Genomic DNA, 14,115 nt, shown 5'->3' with positions numbered 1-14,115 from the left:
CCATGTCTAATGCCATCAAGCAGTCCGGCGCCTATCTTGAAATCGTTTCCTTCCATCTTGGCGATCAGGAATTCTGTATCGACATCATGGCGATCCGTGAAATTCGTGGTTGGGCACCCGTCACCCCGATGCCCCATACTCCCCCATACGTCTTGGGCCTGATCAACCTGCGCGGTGCCGTCATCCCGGTCATCGACATGGCCTGCCGGCTGGGCATGAGCATGACAGAACCGTCCGAGCGCTCGGCCATCATCGTCACCGACATCGCCGGCAAGCTGGTTGGCCTGTTGGTCGAACAGGTCTCCGACATGATGACCATTCGCGGTGAAGACTTGCAGCCCGCCCCGGAAATTATCCCGGAAATGCAGCGCGCCTTCTGCCGCGGTATCGTGGCGCTCGAAAAATCCATGGTCTGCTTCCTCAATCTCGATACGGTTATCGCCGACGAGCTGGCCAACGCCGCCTGATCGGCAAAGCTCAAGCCAGATTGAAAAGCAGGAAGAACAAGAAACCGCCGGTTCGGACGTGATGGCACCGAACCGGTGGTTTCGTGCGTTTAAAATTATGATGGTGGTAGGGCTGAAATTGCCGCTATCGGCTCTCTATATGTCTTAAGAGGTCGGCGCGCTGGTCGCAGTCATGACACGCGGGGTTCCGCCGTAAAACGGCCTTGGAGTTTTGCGTGACGTGGCTTGGTTGGGCATATCGTGATCGCAAAACCGCTACACACTTTTGCGATCACGATATGCCAGCATGGAGAATGATAATGAAAAAGCAGATTTCGGCCCTTCTAATCGCAGCAAGCCTGACGATAGGCTTTACATTGCCAGCAATGGCGGGCGAGCTTACCCTCCCCGATATCCTGTTTGGCAAGCGCTACAATGACGGCGTGTCGGTGGAGCGTATCTACCAGCATCCGCCCGGCCACGGCAATGACCTGCCGCTTCTGGTCCGTTATCCCTCGCGCCAGATGATCGAGACATCGCAGGCCGAAATCAATGGCAGTCCTGCGTTGCGCGAAGCCATGAAGGTCCGCGGCATTCTAGTGAAAAACGTCATCTGGGTGCAGACCGCTGCCAATGGCGGCAAGATCGTTTACGTCAAGTAGGTCACATAAGGTTGGCACGTCATGAGACGCCACACCGACTGGCAAACCTGCCTGCCCGGATGGAGCAGACAACTCGGAGCTCACCTCAAGAAAAGCGGGGCCTGATTTTCGATAGAGAGAGAACCGAGAACAAAACAATCGAGAGTGTGTCCGGTTCAATCTGAACTGGACACACTCTCGAATATAGAAGTCCACCCCGGTGGCATGGAGGCGACTTTCAACATCTCCAGACTGGTGATCCCAGGAGAAGGATCAACGGCCTTGGCAGACAAGCGGTAGATCACGAGCTTCGTAACAACCGTCACGTTATCGGAAACGCTCACAAGCCGGTAACGGCTTAAGGAACAGACGATCCGCAGACAAAAGCGTTACAACAAACCCATGACGCTGCAACTCCCCAGCGCCCCCGCTGTGGAGTAATCTGCACCATAAGGCCGCGCCAATAAAGCCGCGACACGCCCGAATTCGCGGCCCATCCGGTGCGAATCCTGACCTTTTTTGGTATTTGCCAAATCAAGCCATACAATCAGGGCTTGCCATTTTTCCAGGTTACGCTCTGATTGAACAGCGGCACGGTCGAAATCGCCATCTTGGCGGAACCATCGACCACCTGCCGGGAGTGGATGAGATAGACCAGCGTGTCATTGTCCTTGTCATAGATCCGGTTGACGACCAGCGTCTTCCAGATCAGCGACCGGCCCTGGCGAAACACTTCCTCGCCGCCTTTGGAAAGATTGATATCGCCTATCTCGATCGGCCCGGTCTGGCGGCAGGCGATGGAATTGTTGGACGGGTCCTCAAACCAATTGCCCTTATGCAGCCGATCGATCAGCGAACGGTCGAAATAGGTGACATGGCAGGTAATGCCTTTCACCTGCGGATCGGCCACCGCCTCAACAACGATATCGTTGCCCACCCAATCGACACCGACCTTGCCGACCACATCGGCCATGGCCGGCGCACCAAGAAGCGCGGCAAAAGCCGCAGCCAACAGCAGCTTGGGTGATTTGAACATGAAAGCCTCCGAGAAACATCTTAAGCAGAGATATGCTTCCATAACCGCGTTACAAGATGCGCGGCCACGCCATGACAAAAACCGTCAAGCAGGCACCCGCGCAGGCTTGCGAACCGAGCAGGATTGATAGCCGCCCGGAAACAGTCGCCCAATGGAAAGCCCCATCATGCCAGCAAGCTCGCCCAGATCCTGCGTACCCCGGCGCTCCATCATCGCGATCACCGCTTGCGCGCAAACGGACGCATCTTCGGCGGCATTGTGATGCCGAAAGGATAATTGCAGATGCGCTGCCAGAATATTCAGCCGATGGGAGGGCAATTGCGGCCAGACCTTCTGGGCCAGCTTGACGCTGCACACGTAAGACAGGCTTGGATAGGGTTGGCGATAGAGATCACAACATGCCCGCCAGACCGACAGATCGAAGGCGGCATTATGCGCCACCACCATCGCGCCAGCGAAATCATCGGCGAATTCGTCCATCACTTCGGGAAACTCGCCCGCATCCTCGACATGATCAGGCCTTATGCCGTGAATGGCGATGTTGAAGGAGGAAAACCGCATGGTCTTCGGGCGGATCAGGCGCTCTTCTACCCGCACCACCTCTCCGTTTTCGACAAAGGCCAGCCCGACCGAACAGGCACTGCCCCGCTCTTCATTGGCGGTCTCGAAATCGATTGCGATGATTTTGGGCTGCAATGGCACTGACATCCAACTGGCATAAAGTGCAGCAGCGATTCGGGCAATGTGGAGGACTGGCCATGCCGAAAATCTCCGGGTTCTGGTGCGAGATCGATCATATTGAAAAAAGCGGCCCGCCGCTCGTTCTACTGCATGGCTCCGGTCAGGATGAAACCTGCTGGGACGATAACGTAGCAAAGATTGCCCCAACCTCCCCGATCGTGCGCGTTCGCGGCAATATTGTCTGGGAAGGCAAATATGCCTTTTTCCGACGCAGGCCCGACAGGTCGCTGGATATGCCCGATCTGACGCGCTCCGCCACGGAAATCAGCTTTCTAATCGAAGCCGTGACGCAACAGTTCGGCGGACGCAGGCCGTTTCTCCTCGGCTATTCGAATGGTGCCATCGTTGCCGCCGCCGTAATCCGCGACCACGCACCGGAGATTGAAGGCGCCATCCTGTTGCGCGGCCTTTCGCTGGACCCGGACACGCCGTTCCCACAGACGATAACCTGTCCGGTTCTGATCCTGTCAGGCGAAACCGATAGCCGCCGCGATCAGCAGGACGGGGCGCGATTGGCGGCGCAATTAACCGCTGCCGGTGCAGATACAGCCTATCACCTTCTGCCCTGCGGCCATGGTTGGGACCCAGAAGGCCAAGACGGGACGATTATAAAGGACTGGCTGGCGAAACTTGTTATCGCAGGCCGATCCGCAGCATGAACCGGACTCATAAGACATTGACAAATTACATCCCTTCCCGGACATTATCCTGATGATCGCCAATCGCTCGACCCATCTGATGACCGTCCTCACCACCGTTCCGCAGGGAACGTGGGGCCGTCGTCACATCGTCACGATGTAGAAGCGATCATCCCACAAACCCTGCCGAGTAGAGCAGGGTTTTGAAAGCACCGCTGCTCCCTCGCCTCACCTGGAGATCAGCCGTGCCGGACAATTCTTCTCTTTCTGCGCCACCCGTTTCACCCGTTGCTGCAAATGCCCCTGTGGCCATAAATGCCCCTCTTGCTACAAATGCAAGATGGCCGGATGGACTGCTTATTCGCGCCCAAGCGCCTGATGATGCCGCTGGCATCGCCGCCATGCAAAGCCTGCCTGGCGTGCGCGCCGGTACGCTGCGCCTGCCCTATCCGGCGGAACAGGATGTCCGAAAATATATCGAAACCCGCCACGCAAACGGCGTATCGCTGGTCGCCGTCATGGATGGTATCGTTGTTGGTAATGCTGGCTTCATGCAGGGCCAAGGACGCCGCAGCCACACGGCCAGCCTCGGTATCGGCGTTCACGATGCCTATCAGGGGCGCGGCATTGGCCGGGCGCTGGTGAGCGAGTTGGTGGCGATTGCCGAGGACTGGCTGAACATTCGTCGTCTGGAGCTGACAGTGTTTACCGACAATGCCGCCGCCATTGCTCTTTATGAAAGTCTCGGCTTCATCCGTGAAGGCACTCATCGCGCCTTTGCCTTCCGGGCTGGCGCCTTTGTCGATGCCTATGCCATGGCGCGGGTACGGGTTTGAAACAGTAGGTGGCAGGGGGATAGTCTGTCGCTCTTCACCATTTCACCCCTTTTTCCACCGTCCCCCTGTACTTTCCGTGGTTTGGAGGGTAGGAACAGCCCAAACATGCCCGCAATCGGCGGGCGTCGTGCTTTTTGCGCGACCTGAAGACAGACATTTCGAGAGATGACCCCCATGACCGATTATGACGGCATCGTTCCGGCGATTGCCGAGGCCTTGCGCAAACGTGGCTATGCCACCCTCACCCCCGTTCAGCAGGCGATGATCGATACCGATCTCGAAGGTAGGGATGCGCTGGTTTCGGCCCAGACGGGCTCCGGCAAGACAGTGGCTTTCGGCCTGGCGCTGGCCCCGACCCTGTTGGGTAGCGAGAACCGTTTCGGTCGGGCCGTCAAGCCTTTGGCGCTGTGCATTGCGCCGACCCGCGAGCTGGCCTTGCAGGTGCAACGCGAGTTGGAATGGCTCTATGAAAACACCGGCGCGATTTTTGCCACCTGCGTCGGCGGTATGGACATCCGCAACGAGCGCCGGGCGCTGGAGCGTGGCGCCCATATCATCGTTGGTACGCCCGGTCGGTTGCGCGACCATATTACCCGCCGTGCGCTCGACCTCTCCGGCCTGCGCGCCGTGGTGATGGATGAGGCCGACGAAATGCTGGACCTCGGCTTCCGCGAAGATCTGGAATTCATCCTGAAGGAATCGCCGGACGAGCGCCGCACCCTGATGTTCTCGGCCACCGTGCCGCGCTCCATCGCCGATCTGGCCCGCAGCTACCAGCGCAATGCCAAGCGTATCGAGACGGTTTCCGAACAGAAGCAGCATATCGATATCGAATATCGCGCCATGCTGACCGTGCCTGCCGACAAGGAAAATGCGATCATCAACGCGCTGCGCTTTTATGAAGCCCGCAATGCAATCGTGTTCTGTTCTACCCGCGCCAATGTCAACCATCTGACCGCCCGCCTGCATAATCGCGGCTTTTCGGTCGTGGCGCTGTCGGGCGAGCTTTCGCAGAGCGAGCGCACCCATGCGCTGCAAGCCATGCGCGATGGCCGCGCCCGTGTGTGCGTCGCCACCGACGTTGCGGCACGCGGCATCGACCTGCCCGGCCTGGAGCTTGTCATCCATGCCGATCTGCCGACCAATTCCGAAACCTTGCTGCACCGTTCGGGCCGTACAGGCCGCGCTGGCAACAAGGGTGTTTCGGCGCTGATCGTACCAATGAGCCAGCGCCGCAAGGCTGAACGCATCCTTGGCGGTGCCAATGTCCAGGCTGCCTGGGTCAAGCCACCTTCCGCCGATGAAGTCATTGCCCGCGACGATGAACGCCTGCTGGCCGATCCGGTGTTTAGCGAGGCGATCAGCGAGGAAGAAGCCGCCACCATCGCCCGGCTGCTGGAGGCCCACGGTGCTGACAAGATCGCTGCCGCCTATCTGCGCGCCTATCGCAGCACCCGGTCCGCTCCGGAAGACCTGATGGAGGTCAAGATCCAGGCGGAACGTCCGCGCCGCGAGAATGACACCTATGAGCCCAACACCCCGCCGCGCCCGCGCAGCGAGTTTGGCCCCAGCGTCTGGTTCTCGCTGTCGGTCGGCCGCCGCCAGAGTGCCGAGCCGCGCTGGCTGATCCCGATGCTGTGCCGCAACGGCAATATCACCAAGAACGAAATCGGCGCGATCAAGATGCAGCCGGAAGAGACCTTTGTGGAGATCGCCCAGGCCAATCTCGACCAGTTCTTGACCGCACTTGGCCCCAACAAGACGCTGGAACGCGGCATTATCGTCAAGCAATTGCCCGGCATGCCGGATTTCAACGCCCCGCCGAAGGAGCGTGCAGCCCGTCCGCCACGCGACGATAGCGACTTTTCTGAACGCAAGCCGCGCGCCCCCCAGGGCGACAAGAAGCCTTACGCCGCTAAGGCCGAAGCCACCGAGCGCCGCCCCTACAAGGACGACATGGCCAAGGCCGATGACGATGTCTGGGGCAACCCCAAGCCAGCATCGTCCTTCAAGAAAAAATCCAATGCCGCCGGTGACACTCGCAGTTGGGACAAGCCGAAATCAGACTGGTCGGGCAAGCCGAAGGGCGACAAACCAGCTTATGCAGGCAAGGGCGACAAGCCCGCTTATGCCGGAAAGCCAAAGGGTAAGTTCGAAGGACCGGCTGGCGGCGCCAAGAAGAGCTTCAAGCCGAAAGGCTGATTATCACCAGTCATTTTGATAGATGAGCAGCCCGGAAATCAGACCTGATTTCCGGGCTGCTGCGTTGATAGCTCATTTCTGTGCGGAGCATTGCACGCAGGTGCGAGTAAAAACATTGCAACCAAAAATAGTTCGCCGCTTCCGTCCTTCAAGAGTTGACGGGGAATTTTAGAAACTTCATGATTGCCCCCGAAGGTTGTAGATTTGTGCTGTTTGCTTGAGGCAAAGCCCAGGGGCACCTTCGAAATTTCACAGAAAATCTCATTCTCCTTTCCATGAAGGAAGGGGCCGTTTTTTCCGATCGAGCCGACCTTGATCATGACGTTCCCGGCCGCTCGCCACCCTCTCTTAACGACAGGATTGCGATGTCTTACTCGATTTCCCGCCGCACGCTGCTGCGCGGCATGACAGCATTGGCCGGTTCTTTTGCGGCTCCCTCTCTGGTCACCGGTTTTGGTAATGCCCAGGCGGCCTACCGGACCAGCAAGCCCAACCTGCCAACCGGTTTCGGCAAAGGCAAAAGCGTCGCCATCCTTGGCGCAGGTGTTGCCGGGCTGACGGCTGCCTTGACGCTGGCCCGCAGTGGCTTTTCCGTTCAGGTCTTCGAGGCCGACAACCGCTATGGTGGCCGCAGCCTGACGGTGCGGCCAACGAATGAGCACTACAAGAGCTGGTGGTTCAAGAATTATCCTGGCACGCAGGAATTTTCCGAGATGTATGTGGACCGCTATCAGGAAACGGCCGACAGCCCGGCACCGGACCTGCAAATCTGCCAATTCATGGACGACGCCTGGGCCGCGAAGAAATATGCGGGCAACCCTGTCGAGCTTTACCTTAATGCAGGTCCGGGCCGTATTCCTTCCAACCATGTCAATCTGATTGCCCTTTGCCAGGAGATCGGCGTGGCGCTGGAGCCTTACTTCTTCCAGTCGATGTCCAACCTGATGCAAAGCAAGGAGTTCAACAACGGCGCGCCGGTATCCTTCGCGCAGGTGACATTCAGCCTGTACAATGAAATGGCTGAGATGATGTATAAAGTCACCAAGGAAGGCGTGATGCTGCAAGGCGACGCCGGAGTGGTGACCAAGGATAAACTGGAAAAGCTTTACCGCGTGTTCGGCGATCTCACAGCGACCGGCGGCGCTCAGGAAACCACCCGGCTCGGCTTTAGCCATTTGCCCGGTGGCTGGCGCGATGCACCGAAAACCCGTGAGACCATCCCGCTCGACAAAATTCTTGATTCGCGCTTCATCGGCGACCCTGATGAGAATCCAGAATTGGCGCCGGGTTCTTTCCTGTTCAACAATTTCAACACGGACTGGCAACCAAGTTTGATGCAGCCGGTGGGCGGCATGGACCGGATCTGGCAGCAATTGCTGCTTCAGGATGTTCCCGCCACGGCCTTATGGAAAAAGGGCAGCAAGCCGCGGCACCCCAAAGTCGGCCATCTGGTCCTGCTCAAAACCAAAGCGGCGAAAATCGCCTCCGCCGGTGAAAAAGTGGTCATCACCTTTGAAACGGCTGGCCGGAAACCTGAACAGGCCCAGTTCGATTTCTGCATTTCCACCATGGCCCCCTCGCTGCTCAATAATATCATTGGCGATTACCCGGTCCCCGCAGACTTCCGCAAAGGCCTTGAAGCCTTCTCGAAGACAGGTCAGTGGGGAGACAAGACCCCCGACCTCTGGACACCGGCGATCAAGGTCGGCTGGCAGGGCAAGGACCGTTTCTGGGAGACCGACAATGAGATCTATGGCGGCATTTCCTGGACAACCGATATTATCGGCCAGATCTGGTATCCTTCTGAGGATTTCACTGCCCATACAGGCGTGTTGACCGGCGCCTATAACCGTGGTCCGCTGGCCGTGGACTACGCCAAGCTGAACAATACCCAGCGCGTTGAAACGGCACGCAAAGGACTCGGCCTTTTGCATCCCGGAAAGACCGACCAGGTCTATCGAGGCGTGTCCATCGCCTGGCAATATATGCCGCACCAGGTCGGCGGCTGGGCTTCCGATACCGCGTCCACCGACAGCACCAAGCAAGCCTATCAGCAGATCACCACCTTCGAGAAAAACGCCCGCTTCTTCTGCGCGGGCGATACCTGGAGCTACCTGCCCGGCTGGCAGGAAGGCTCCGTTACGTCAGCCTATTGCGCCGTCAACGCCATCGCCCGGACCATGGACCCGGCAAAATACAGCGACTGCGCCTGCTTCCAATGAACTGATGGCCGCCGGGGACCATGTTCCCGGCGGCCTTTCATTCGCTCAATCACCTTTTGATTGATTATCCTGCCGATAAGTATGGTTGGGCTTCACAACATATTTTTTCGCCTGATCGTTCAATTCCTTGCTGTGATACAGATCGAGGCACTTCAAAAAATCGAATTTCACACCTTTGACTTCAGATTCAGCAAGCGGGTTGCTGTAATTTTTCGTCAGGAATTTTTCGATCAAAGCATTCATGTCATCAGGGCTTTTGTCCATATCGTAATATGTCCAGTCCCTCAGCGCGCTCACACTGCTACCCGCATCGACCGATGCGCCCTTATCCTCTTTATAGGCATTGGAAATGCAGGTGGCCAAAACCATATCCTTGTAATTCTGAAGATAGGTGCGACCAGCCGCTTGAGGCCCGTTGCCAACACCCAAATCCTTGCCCACCGCAACCTCGGAATTAACACAAAGACAGACCAAGCCGAGAAGAAGCAAACGGTACATCATTGCAAACTCCAGAAATTTGCCTTGTCTGTTTTGTAAGCCACTCCCGGCTCATTAAAATAGCAATGATCGTAGCAAACTGTTCCATTAAAAAGAGTTGCATGGCCCTGTGCATCGCTCCACCCCGATACTTCAAAAAGAATAACACCCCTTTTTCCCGCAAGCGTACCTCCATTAGACGGAGGGTACTGAACCACCTCTGGCTTACCCCAGGTTTTTTCAAGATAATCAATTAGGTTTTTCACGCGGAAAAAATACCATTTCTGGTCTGCGCCAGAAACCGTTTGGGCAGCGACATGCGGGAGGTGCATGCCGGAATAGTTCAAAATATAGCTCATTCTGACTGCGCAAGTGTTGCTCCAACGCGCAACCGGATTGGGATTATTGACATTTTTTGCGACATTTCCCCCAATGACTTCAGAAACTTTGGCTCCTGACGCTTGCGGATCGTAAATCCGCATTGAAGCTGCCCACGCAATATTAAAATTTGGCCGTCCCATATCTAACCTCAGAAAATTTACAACAATGTCGCAATCAGGATAAAACGACAAAACCCTAAGGGCAATCGTCTATTCCGGAAATAAAATTTCCAAAGCAAAAACGCTTGCGGCGAACAGCACACGGCAATACAGTTGCATCACGCAACCAATATGGAACTGGTATGATGCAAGACCATTCACACGTCGAAGCTATTCGCGCCTCATCACGCCAGTTGGTTCGTGAACTCGGTTTCATGGGAGGTGATTTTGCTGGAACGGATCTCCCTCCATCAGCCGTGCATGCCTTGATAGAGATCGATGCATGTCCTGGTATCACCGCCCGCGACCTTGGTCATAGTCTTCGCCTTGAGAAATCAAGCGTCAGCCGCATGCTCCGCAGGCTCATTTCATCGGGCGATCTGTTGGAAGAGGTGGATAAGGATGACTACCGGATCAAGCGGCTGCGCTTGAGCGAGAGCGGGCAAAAGCGAACCGAAACCATTCATGCGTTTGCGCGTCATCAGGTTTCAAATGCTCTGAACCGATTGCGACCCGACGAAAATAGCAGGGTTCTTGACGGGCTTCGGCTGTATGTTCAGGCTCTTGCCGATCGGGGCGACGTGGCAGCACCCAAAGTTGACATTGTCCAGGGCTACAGACCGGGTCTCATTGCCCGTATCACGCAAATGCATGCGCTCTATTATGCGCGAACGGCAGGCTTCGGCCTGCATTTCGAATGCGTTGTCGCAACTGGCCTCGCCGACTTTTGCAATCGTCTAGGGAATTCGACAAATGCCATCTGGCTAGCCATGCAAGCGGATGAAATCGTCGGCTCCATCGCCATCGATGGCGAAGACCTGGGCGCCAAAACAGCCCATCTGCGATGGTTCATCATCGATGACGGCATGCGCGGTGGAGGTGTCGGCCGTCAATTGCTCTCCGCCGCCCTCGCCTTTGCGGATGAGACAGGTTTTGAAGAAACGCATCTATGGACGTTCAGCGGCCTGACGGCGGCGCGACATCTGTACGAAAGCCACGGTTTTGTTTGCGTCGAGGAGCGCACCGGCAATCAGTGGGGAAGCGAAGTGCTGGAGCAGAGATTTGTCAGAGCCCGGCAGTTGTAGAGTCTGCCCGGTTCAGATTGAACCCGACAGACCCTGTGTCGTGGCAGAGCAGAAACCGGCTTTGTATCCAGATCTGGCTACTATCAAGGAGATAGATGACTCCTCAGCTCAGTTGGCGCTGAGCACAAACTGGCCAAGTTTGCAAAGATCGGCCTTGGTCATCAAGTCGTAATAGCCCGAATCCTGCTCCATCTCGCCCAGAACACCATATTTGCAGGTGCCATCGTTAGGAACAGAGACAACGCGGCTCCGGCCCTTTCCAACGCTGTGGCCGTTCAAGACCTCCACTTTACCACCCTTGCCGTCCAAAGAACGGAAGGTCAATCGGACGATTGCCGAATTGGTTTTGTTGACGAATAGAAAACGATGGCTGCCGGAAGCCGCAGAGGCAGCAGAAACAGTCGAGGCCATAGCCATCGCGGCCACGCCAACCACCAAACCTGTCAATAAACGCATAATGTCCCCACGATAAACATGCCGTGCAAAACCGCCGAGCGGCGTTACAAGTCGGCATAAAAGATCAAAACCTCAAGGCGCCCCTTCCCGATACCCCTCGGCGGAAGCGACCCTGGCACAGATTTTTGTGTGCATTGAGAGACATGCACCCGGACAAGGGACATTGCAACAGGCCTGATTGAGCAATTTTGGGGCCTGTTCCAACACGGTAAATGCACTATCTCAACAGGCCGGGAGGGTCCGCGTCACCCGCCAATCAGCGCCAGCCACTCATCCTCGGTCATGACAGTCACGCCCACTTCACGGGCCTTGTCGAGCTTGGAACCGGCACCCGGTCCGGCCACCAGATAATCTGTCTTTTTCGAGACCGATCCGGCGACCTTGGCACCGAGGCTTTCGGCCCTCGCCTTCGCCTCATCGCGGGTAAAGCGCTCCAGTGATCCGGTGAACACCACGGTTTTCCCGGCCACGGGGCTATTGCTTGCCGTAACGGCCTCCGCATCCCGTGGGGTCACTTCCTTCAGCAAACGGGAGACAACTTCGAGATTGCGAGGTTCCTTGAAAAATTCAACCATGGAGGCAGCGACCACTTCACCGATGCCATCGATGCTGTTCAACTCGTTCCAGGCCTCACCAAATTTCGGGGCGGCCTCCTGCATGGCCTCGGCAAACGCCGCGTAGGAGCCATAGGAGCGGGCCAGCAGCTTGGCGGTGGTTTCACCGACATGGCGGATGCCAAGTGCGAAGATGAAGCGGTTGAGGGCAATCTCGCGGCGCGCATCGATGGCGTCGAACAGCTTGCGGACGCTGACGCGGCCAAAGCCATCGATATTTTCAAGGCGGGTCAGCGACGAGGCTTCCTGCCGCTGTTTGAGGGTGAAAATATCCGGCGCGGTGCGGATCATCAGCGCTGGATCTTCACTGTCGAAGAAGAAGTCCACCTGCTTCGTGCCCAGCCCTTCAATGTCGAAGGCATTGCGGGAGACGAAATGCTTGATGTGCTCCTTGGCCTGCGCCGAGCAGACGAAGCCGCCCGTGCAGCGGGTCACGGAATCCAGCTTGCCGGTCTTCTCGTTCTTCTCGCGCACCGCATGGCTGCCGCAAACCGGGCAGGTTTTCGGAAATTCGTATTTCACCGAACTCTCAGTCCGCTTTTCCAGCACCACATCCAGCACCTGCGGAATGACGTCACCGGCCCGCTGAACGATGACCGTATCGCCGATGCGAATGTCATGGCCTTCCTCTCGGATACGCTCGCCGCCATTGCCGATACCTTCGATGTAATCGGCATTGTGCAGGGTCGCATTGGTGACGACCACGCCACCGACGGTAATCGGTTCCAGCCGCGCCACTGGCGTCAGCGCGCCGGTGCGGCCCACCTGGATGTCAATGGCTTCGACCTTGGTAAAGGCCTGTTCCGCCGGGAATTTATGGGCGGTGGCCCAGCGCGGCGAGCGCGAGCGAAAGCCGAGCCGAGCCTGCAAGTCCAGCCGGTCGACCTTATAGACGACGCCATCGATGTCGTAGTCCAGATCGGCTCTCTGAAGACCGATCTCGCGGTAATGGGTGATGATCTCTTCAACCGACGTCAGACGCCGGGTCAGCGGATTGACCGGGAAGCCCCAGCCCTTGAAGGCCTCGACCATGCCCGATTGCGTATCTGAAGGCATGGTGCTCATCTCGCCCCAGGCATAGGCGAAGAATTTCAGCTTGCGGCTGGCGGTGACTTTCGCATCGAGCTGGCGCAGCGACCCGGCTGCCGTATTGCGCGGGTTGACATAGGTCTGTTTGCCCTCGGCCTCCATCTGGGCGTTCAGCGCCAGAAAGTCGCTTTTCGCCATATAGACCTCGCCACGCACCTCCACCACATCCGGGGCATCAGCGGGCAATTCGGTCGGGATTTCCTTGATGGTCAGGATATTGGCGGTGACATTCTCGCCCGTCGTGCCATCACCGCGCGTCGCCGCCGTCTTGAGTTTGCGGTTCTCGTAGCGGATCGACATCGACAGGCCATCGATCTTCGGTTCGGCGGTAAAGGCAATGGAATTATCAGGCATCACGCCCAAAAAGCGATAGACCGAGGCAACGAAATCCGCCACGTCCTCATCGGAAAACGTGTTGTCCAGCGACAGCATCGGCCTTGCATGGGTGATCTGGGAGAAAATCCCGGCGGGTGCCGCCCCAACCCGCTGCGAGGGGCTATCGCTGCGCACCAGTGTCGGAAACCGGGCTTCGATGGCATCGTTACGCCGCTTCAGCGCATCATATTCGGCATCGGAAATTTCCGGCTGGTCGTTGCCGTGATAGAGCGCATCGTGATGGGCGATGGCAGCAGCCAGCCGGGTCAGTTCCTGCCCGGCCTGCTCTTCGCTCAGATCTTCAACCGCGATCAATGCATCCGCCATGACTGTCTCCCGAATATAGGCTTTGTCCCGGTCTTACCCGAAAATATCAGGATTTAAAGCTCTCATCCGACAGCTTCTGCCGCCTTGTCCAGATCAATCCACGCTTTCAGCGGCAGGTGGTCGGAGGCAAGCCGGGCCAGCGGACTGTCATGCACCTGCATGCCGGCAATCAGGCCTGGGCGGTTGGTCATGATCCGATCCAGCGCCAGAACAGGAAGCCGGGCCGGAAAGCTGGGCACCGGCGGTGGCAGCGGGCCAAACAGCGGCTCCAGCCGGGGCCCCGCCCAGCCCCGCCCCCCCCCCCCCCCCCCGGGACACGTGTTTTGGCACCGGCCCCCCCCCGCTTTGTAAGATGTCTCCCAGCCGCGGGGGCTGTCCCCCCCCCCCCCCC

Annotated in this window: 14 protein-coding genes and 1 pseudogene; 7 read left to right on the top strand and 8 right to left on the bottom strand. The window is 57.6% G+C overall.

The window, feature by feature from the left end; genetic code table 11:
• The first annotated feature begins 2 nt into the window (after positions 1-2).
• Together ASB66_RS25355 and ASB66_RS25350 are read left to right on the top strand one after the other, a co-directional pair.
• Entirely contained in the window at positions 3-467 is a 465-nt protein-coding gene (locus ASB66_RS25355; RefSeq protein WP_015916481.1) for a chemotaxis protein CheW, read from the top strand.
• 299 nt (positions 468-766) lie between these two features.
• Positions 767-1,108 (top strand): hypothetical protein, encoded by a 342-nt coding sequence (locus tag ASB66_RS25350; RefSeq protein ID WP_060717908.1) that lies wholly within the window; start codon positions 767-769, stop codon positions 1,106-1,108.
• 526 nt (positions 1,109-1,634) lie between these two features.
• On the opposite strand, the gene ASB66_RS25345 is transcribed toward ASB66_RS25350, so the two are convergent.
• Together ASB66_RS25345 and ASB66_RS25340 are read right to left on the bottom strand one after the other, a co-directional pair.
• Complete coding sequence (locus ASB66_RS25345; RefSeq protein ID WP_060717907.1) at positions 1,635-2,123, bottom strand: CreA family protein; 489 nt, start codon at positions 2,121-2,123, stop codon at positions 1,635-1,637.
• Positions 2,124-2,207: 84 nt separating this feature from the next.
• Positions 2,208-2,831, bottom strand: coding sequence for a 3'-5' exonuclease (locus ASB66_RS25340; RefSeq protein WP_060717906.1), 624 nt, complete (start codon positions 2,829-2,831; stop codon positions 2,208-2,210).
• 50 nt (positions 2,832-2,881) lie between these two features.
• On the opposite strand from ASB66_RS25340, the gene ASB66_RS25335 reads away from it, so the two are divergent.
• The 3 genes from ASB66_RS25335 (at position 2,882) to ASB66_RS25325 (ending at position 6,540) form a co-directional block, all read left to right on the top strand.
• A complete protein-coding gene (locus tag ASB66_RS25335) occupies positions 2,882-3,523 on the top strand; it encodes an alpha/beta hydrolase (protein ID WP_060717905.1) in 642 nt (213 codons plus the stop codon).
• A 332-nt stretch (positions 3,524-3,855) separates the two neighbouring features.
• Positions 3,856-4,338: a GNAT family N-acetyltransferase gene (locus ASB66_RS25330; protein WP_081089016.1), complete on the top strand. Its 483-nt coding sequence runs from the start codon at positions 3,856-3,858 to the stop codon at positions 4,336-4,338.
• Positions 4,339-4,512: 174 nt separating this feature from the next.
• Positions 4,513-6,540: a DEAD/DEAH box helicase gene (locus ASB66_RS25325; protein WP_114387029.1), complete on the top strand. Its 2,028-nt coding sequence runs from the start codon at positions 4,513-4,515 to the stop codon at positions 6,538-6,540.
• Positions 6,541-6,578: 38 nt separating this feature from the next.
• Here ASB66_RS25325 and ASB66_RS26140 read toward each other — a convergent pair whose 3' ends face one another.
• Positions 6,579-6,860: a hypothetical protein gene (locus ASB66_RS26140; protein WP_147274081.1), complete on the bottom strand. Its 282-nt coding sequence runs from the start codon at positions 6,858-6,860 to the stop codon at positions 6,579-6,581.
• 45 nt (positions 6,861-6,905) lie between these two features.
• Between ASB66_RS26140 and ASB66_RS25320 the strand changes: the two genes are divergently transcribed.
• Positions 6,906-8,762: a flavin monoamine oxidase family protein gene (locus ASB66_RS25320; protein WP_060717939.1), complete on the top strand. Its 1,857-nt coding sequence runs from the start codon at positions 6,906-6,908 to the stop codon at positions 8,760-8,762.
• A 45-nt stretch (positions 8,763-8,807) separates the two neighbouring features.
• On the opposite strand, the gene ASB66_RS25315 is transcribed toward ASB66_RS25320, so the two are convergent.
• Both ASB66_RS25315 and ASB66_RS25310 read right to left on the bottom strand, forming a co-directional pair.
• Positions 8,808-9,263, bottom strand: coding sequence for a type VI secretion system amidase immunity protein Tai4 (locus ASB66_RS25315; RefSeq protein WP_197433274.1), 456 nt, complete (start codon positions 9,261-9,263; stop codon positions 8,808-8,810).
• On the bottom strand, positions 9,260-9,760 hold the full coding sequence (locus tag ASB66_RS25310) for a type VI secretion system amidase effector protein Tae4 (protein WP_060717902.1): 501 nt from the start codon (positions 9,758-9,760) through the stop codon (positions 9,260-9,262). Before ASB66_RS25310 ends, ASB66_RS25315 begins: the two co-directional genes overlap by 4 nt.
• A 161-nt stretch (positions 9,761-9,921) precedes the next feature.
• On the opposite strand from ASB66_RS25310, the gene ASB66_RS25305 reads away from it, so the two are divergent.
• A complete protein-coding gene (locus tag ASB66_RS25305) occupies positions 9,922-10,863 on the top strand; it encodes a bifunctional helix-turn-helix transcriptional regulator/GNAT family N-acetyltransferase (RefSeq protein ID WP_060717901.1) in 942 nt (313 codons plus the stop codon).
• Between the two features lie 108 nt (positions 10,864-10,971).
• Here ASB66_RS25305 and ASB66_RS25300 read toward each other — a convergent pair whose 3' ends face one another.
• From ASB66_RS25300 to ASB66_RS25290, 3 genes and pseudogenes are all read right to left on the bottom strand, one after another.
• Positions 10,972-11,319 (bottom strand): hypothetical protein, encoded by a 348-nt coding sequence (locus ASB66_RS25300; RefSeq protein ID WP_060717900.1) that lies wholly within the window; start codon positions 11,317-11,319, stop codon positions 10,972-10,974.
• A gap of 245 nt (positions 11,320-11,564) precedes the next feature.
• Positions 11,565-13,724, bottom strand: coding sequence for an NAD-dependent DNA ligase LigA (ligA, locus tag ASB66_RS25295; protein WP_060717899.1), 2,160 nt, complete (start codon positions 13,722-13,724; stop codon positions 11,565-11,567).
• 62 nt (positions 13,725-13,786) lie between these two features.
• Positions 13,787-13,984 (bottom strand): annotated as a pseudogene (locus ASB66_RS25290) (endonuclease/exonuclease/phosphatase family protein); the annotation flags it as partial.
• Positions 13,985-14,115 lie beyond the last annotated feature (131 nt).

It is taken from the genome of Gillisella vitis (assembly GCF_001541345.2).
Taxonomy (GTDB): domain Bacteria; phylum Pseudomonadota; class Alphaproteobacteria; order Rhizobiales; family Rhizobiaceae; genus Allorhizobium; species Allorhizobium vitis.
The sequence above is the reverse complement of the archived record's forward strand: the minus strand, read 5'-3'. Positions and strand labels throughout refer to the sequence as shown.

What these genes read in the sequence shown, in the direction of transcription:
- ASB66_RS26140 (WP_147274081.1), bottom strand. Translation starts at nt 6,860, where the DNA reads ATGATCAAGGTCGGCTCGATCGGAAAAAACGGCCCCTTCCTTCATGGA.
- ASB66_RS25355 (WP_015916481.1), top strand. Translation starts at nt 3, where the DNA reads ATGTCTAATGCCATCAAGCAGTCCGGCGCCTATCTTGAAATCGTTTCC.
- ASB66_RS25325 (WP_114387029.1), top strand. Translation starts at nt 4,513, where the DNA reads ATGACCGATTATGACGGCATCGTTCCGGCGATTGCCGAGGCCTTGCGC.
- ASB66_RS25300 (WP_060717900.1), bottom strand. Translation starts at nt 11,319, where the DNA reads ATGCGTTTATTGACAGGTTTGGTGGTTGGCGTGGCCGCGATGGCTATG.
- ligA (WP_060717899.1), bottom strand. Translation starts at nt 13,724, where the DNA reads ATGGCGGATGCATTGATCGCGGTTGAAGATCTGAGCGAAGAGCAGGCC.
- ASB66_RS25335 (WP_060717905.1), top strand. Translation starts at nt 2,882, where the DNA reads ATGCCGAAAATCTCCGGGTTCTGGTGCGAGATCGATCATATTGAAAAA.
- ASB66_RS25350 (WP_060717908.1), top strand. Translation starts at nt 767, where the DNA reads ATGAAAAAGCAGATTTCGGCCCTTCTAATCGCAGCAAGCCTGACGATA.
- ASB66_RS25320 (WP_060717939.1), top strand. Translation starts at nt 6,906, where the DNA reads ATGTCTTACTCGATTTCCCGCCGCACGCTGCTGCGCGGCATGACAGCA.
- ASB66_RS25340 (WP_060717906.1), bottom strand. Translation starts at nt 2,831, where the DNA reads ATGTCAGTGCCATTGCAGCCCAAAATCATCGCAATCGATTTCGAGACC.
- ASB66_RS25305 (WP_060717901.1), top strand. Translation starts at nt 9,922, where the DNA reads ATGATGCAAGACCATTCACACGTCGAAGCTATTCGCGCCTCATCACGC.
- ASB66_RS25310 (WP_060717902.1), bottom strand. Translation starts at nt 9,760, where the DNA reads ATGGGACGGCCAAATTTTAATATTGCGTGGGCAGCTTCAATGCGGATT.
- ASB66_RS25345 (WP_060717907.1), bottom strand. Translation starts at nt 2,123, where the DNA reads ATGTTCAAATCACCCAAGCTGCTGTTGGCTGCGGCTTTTGCCGCGCTT.
- ASB66_RS25315 (WP_197433274.1), bottom strand. Translation starts at nt 9,263, where the DNA reads ATGATGTACCGTTTGCTTCTTCTCGGCTTGGTCTGTCTTTGTGTTAAT.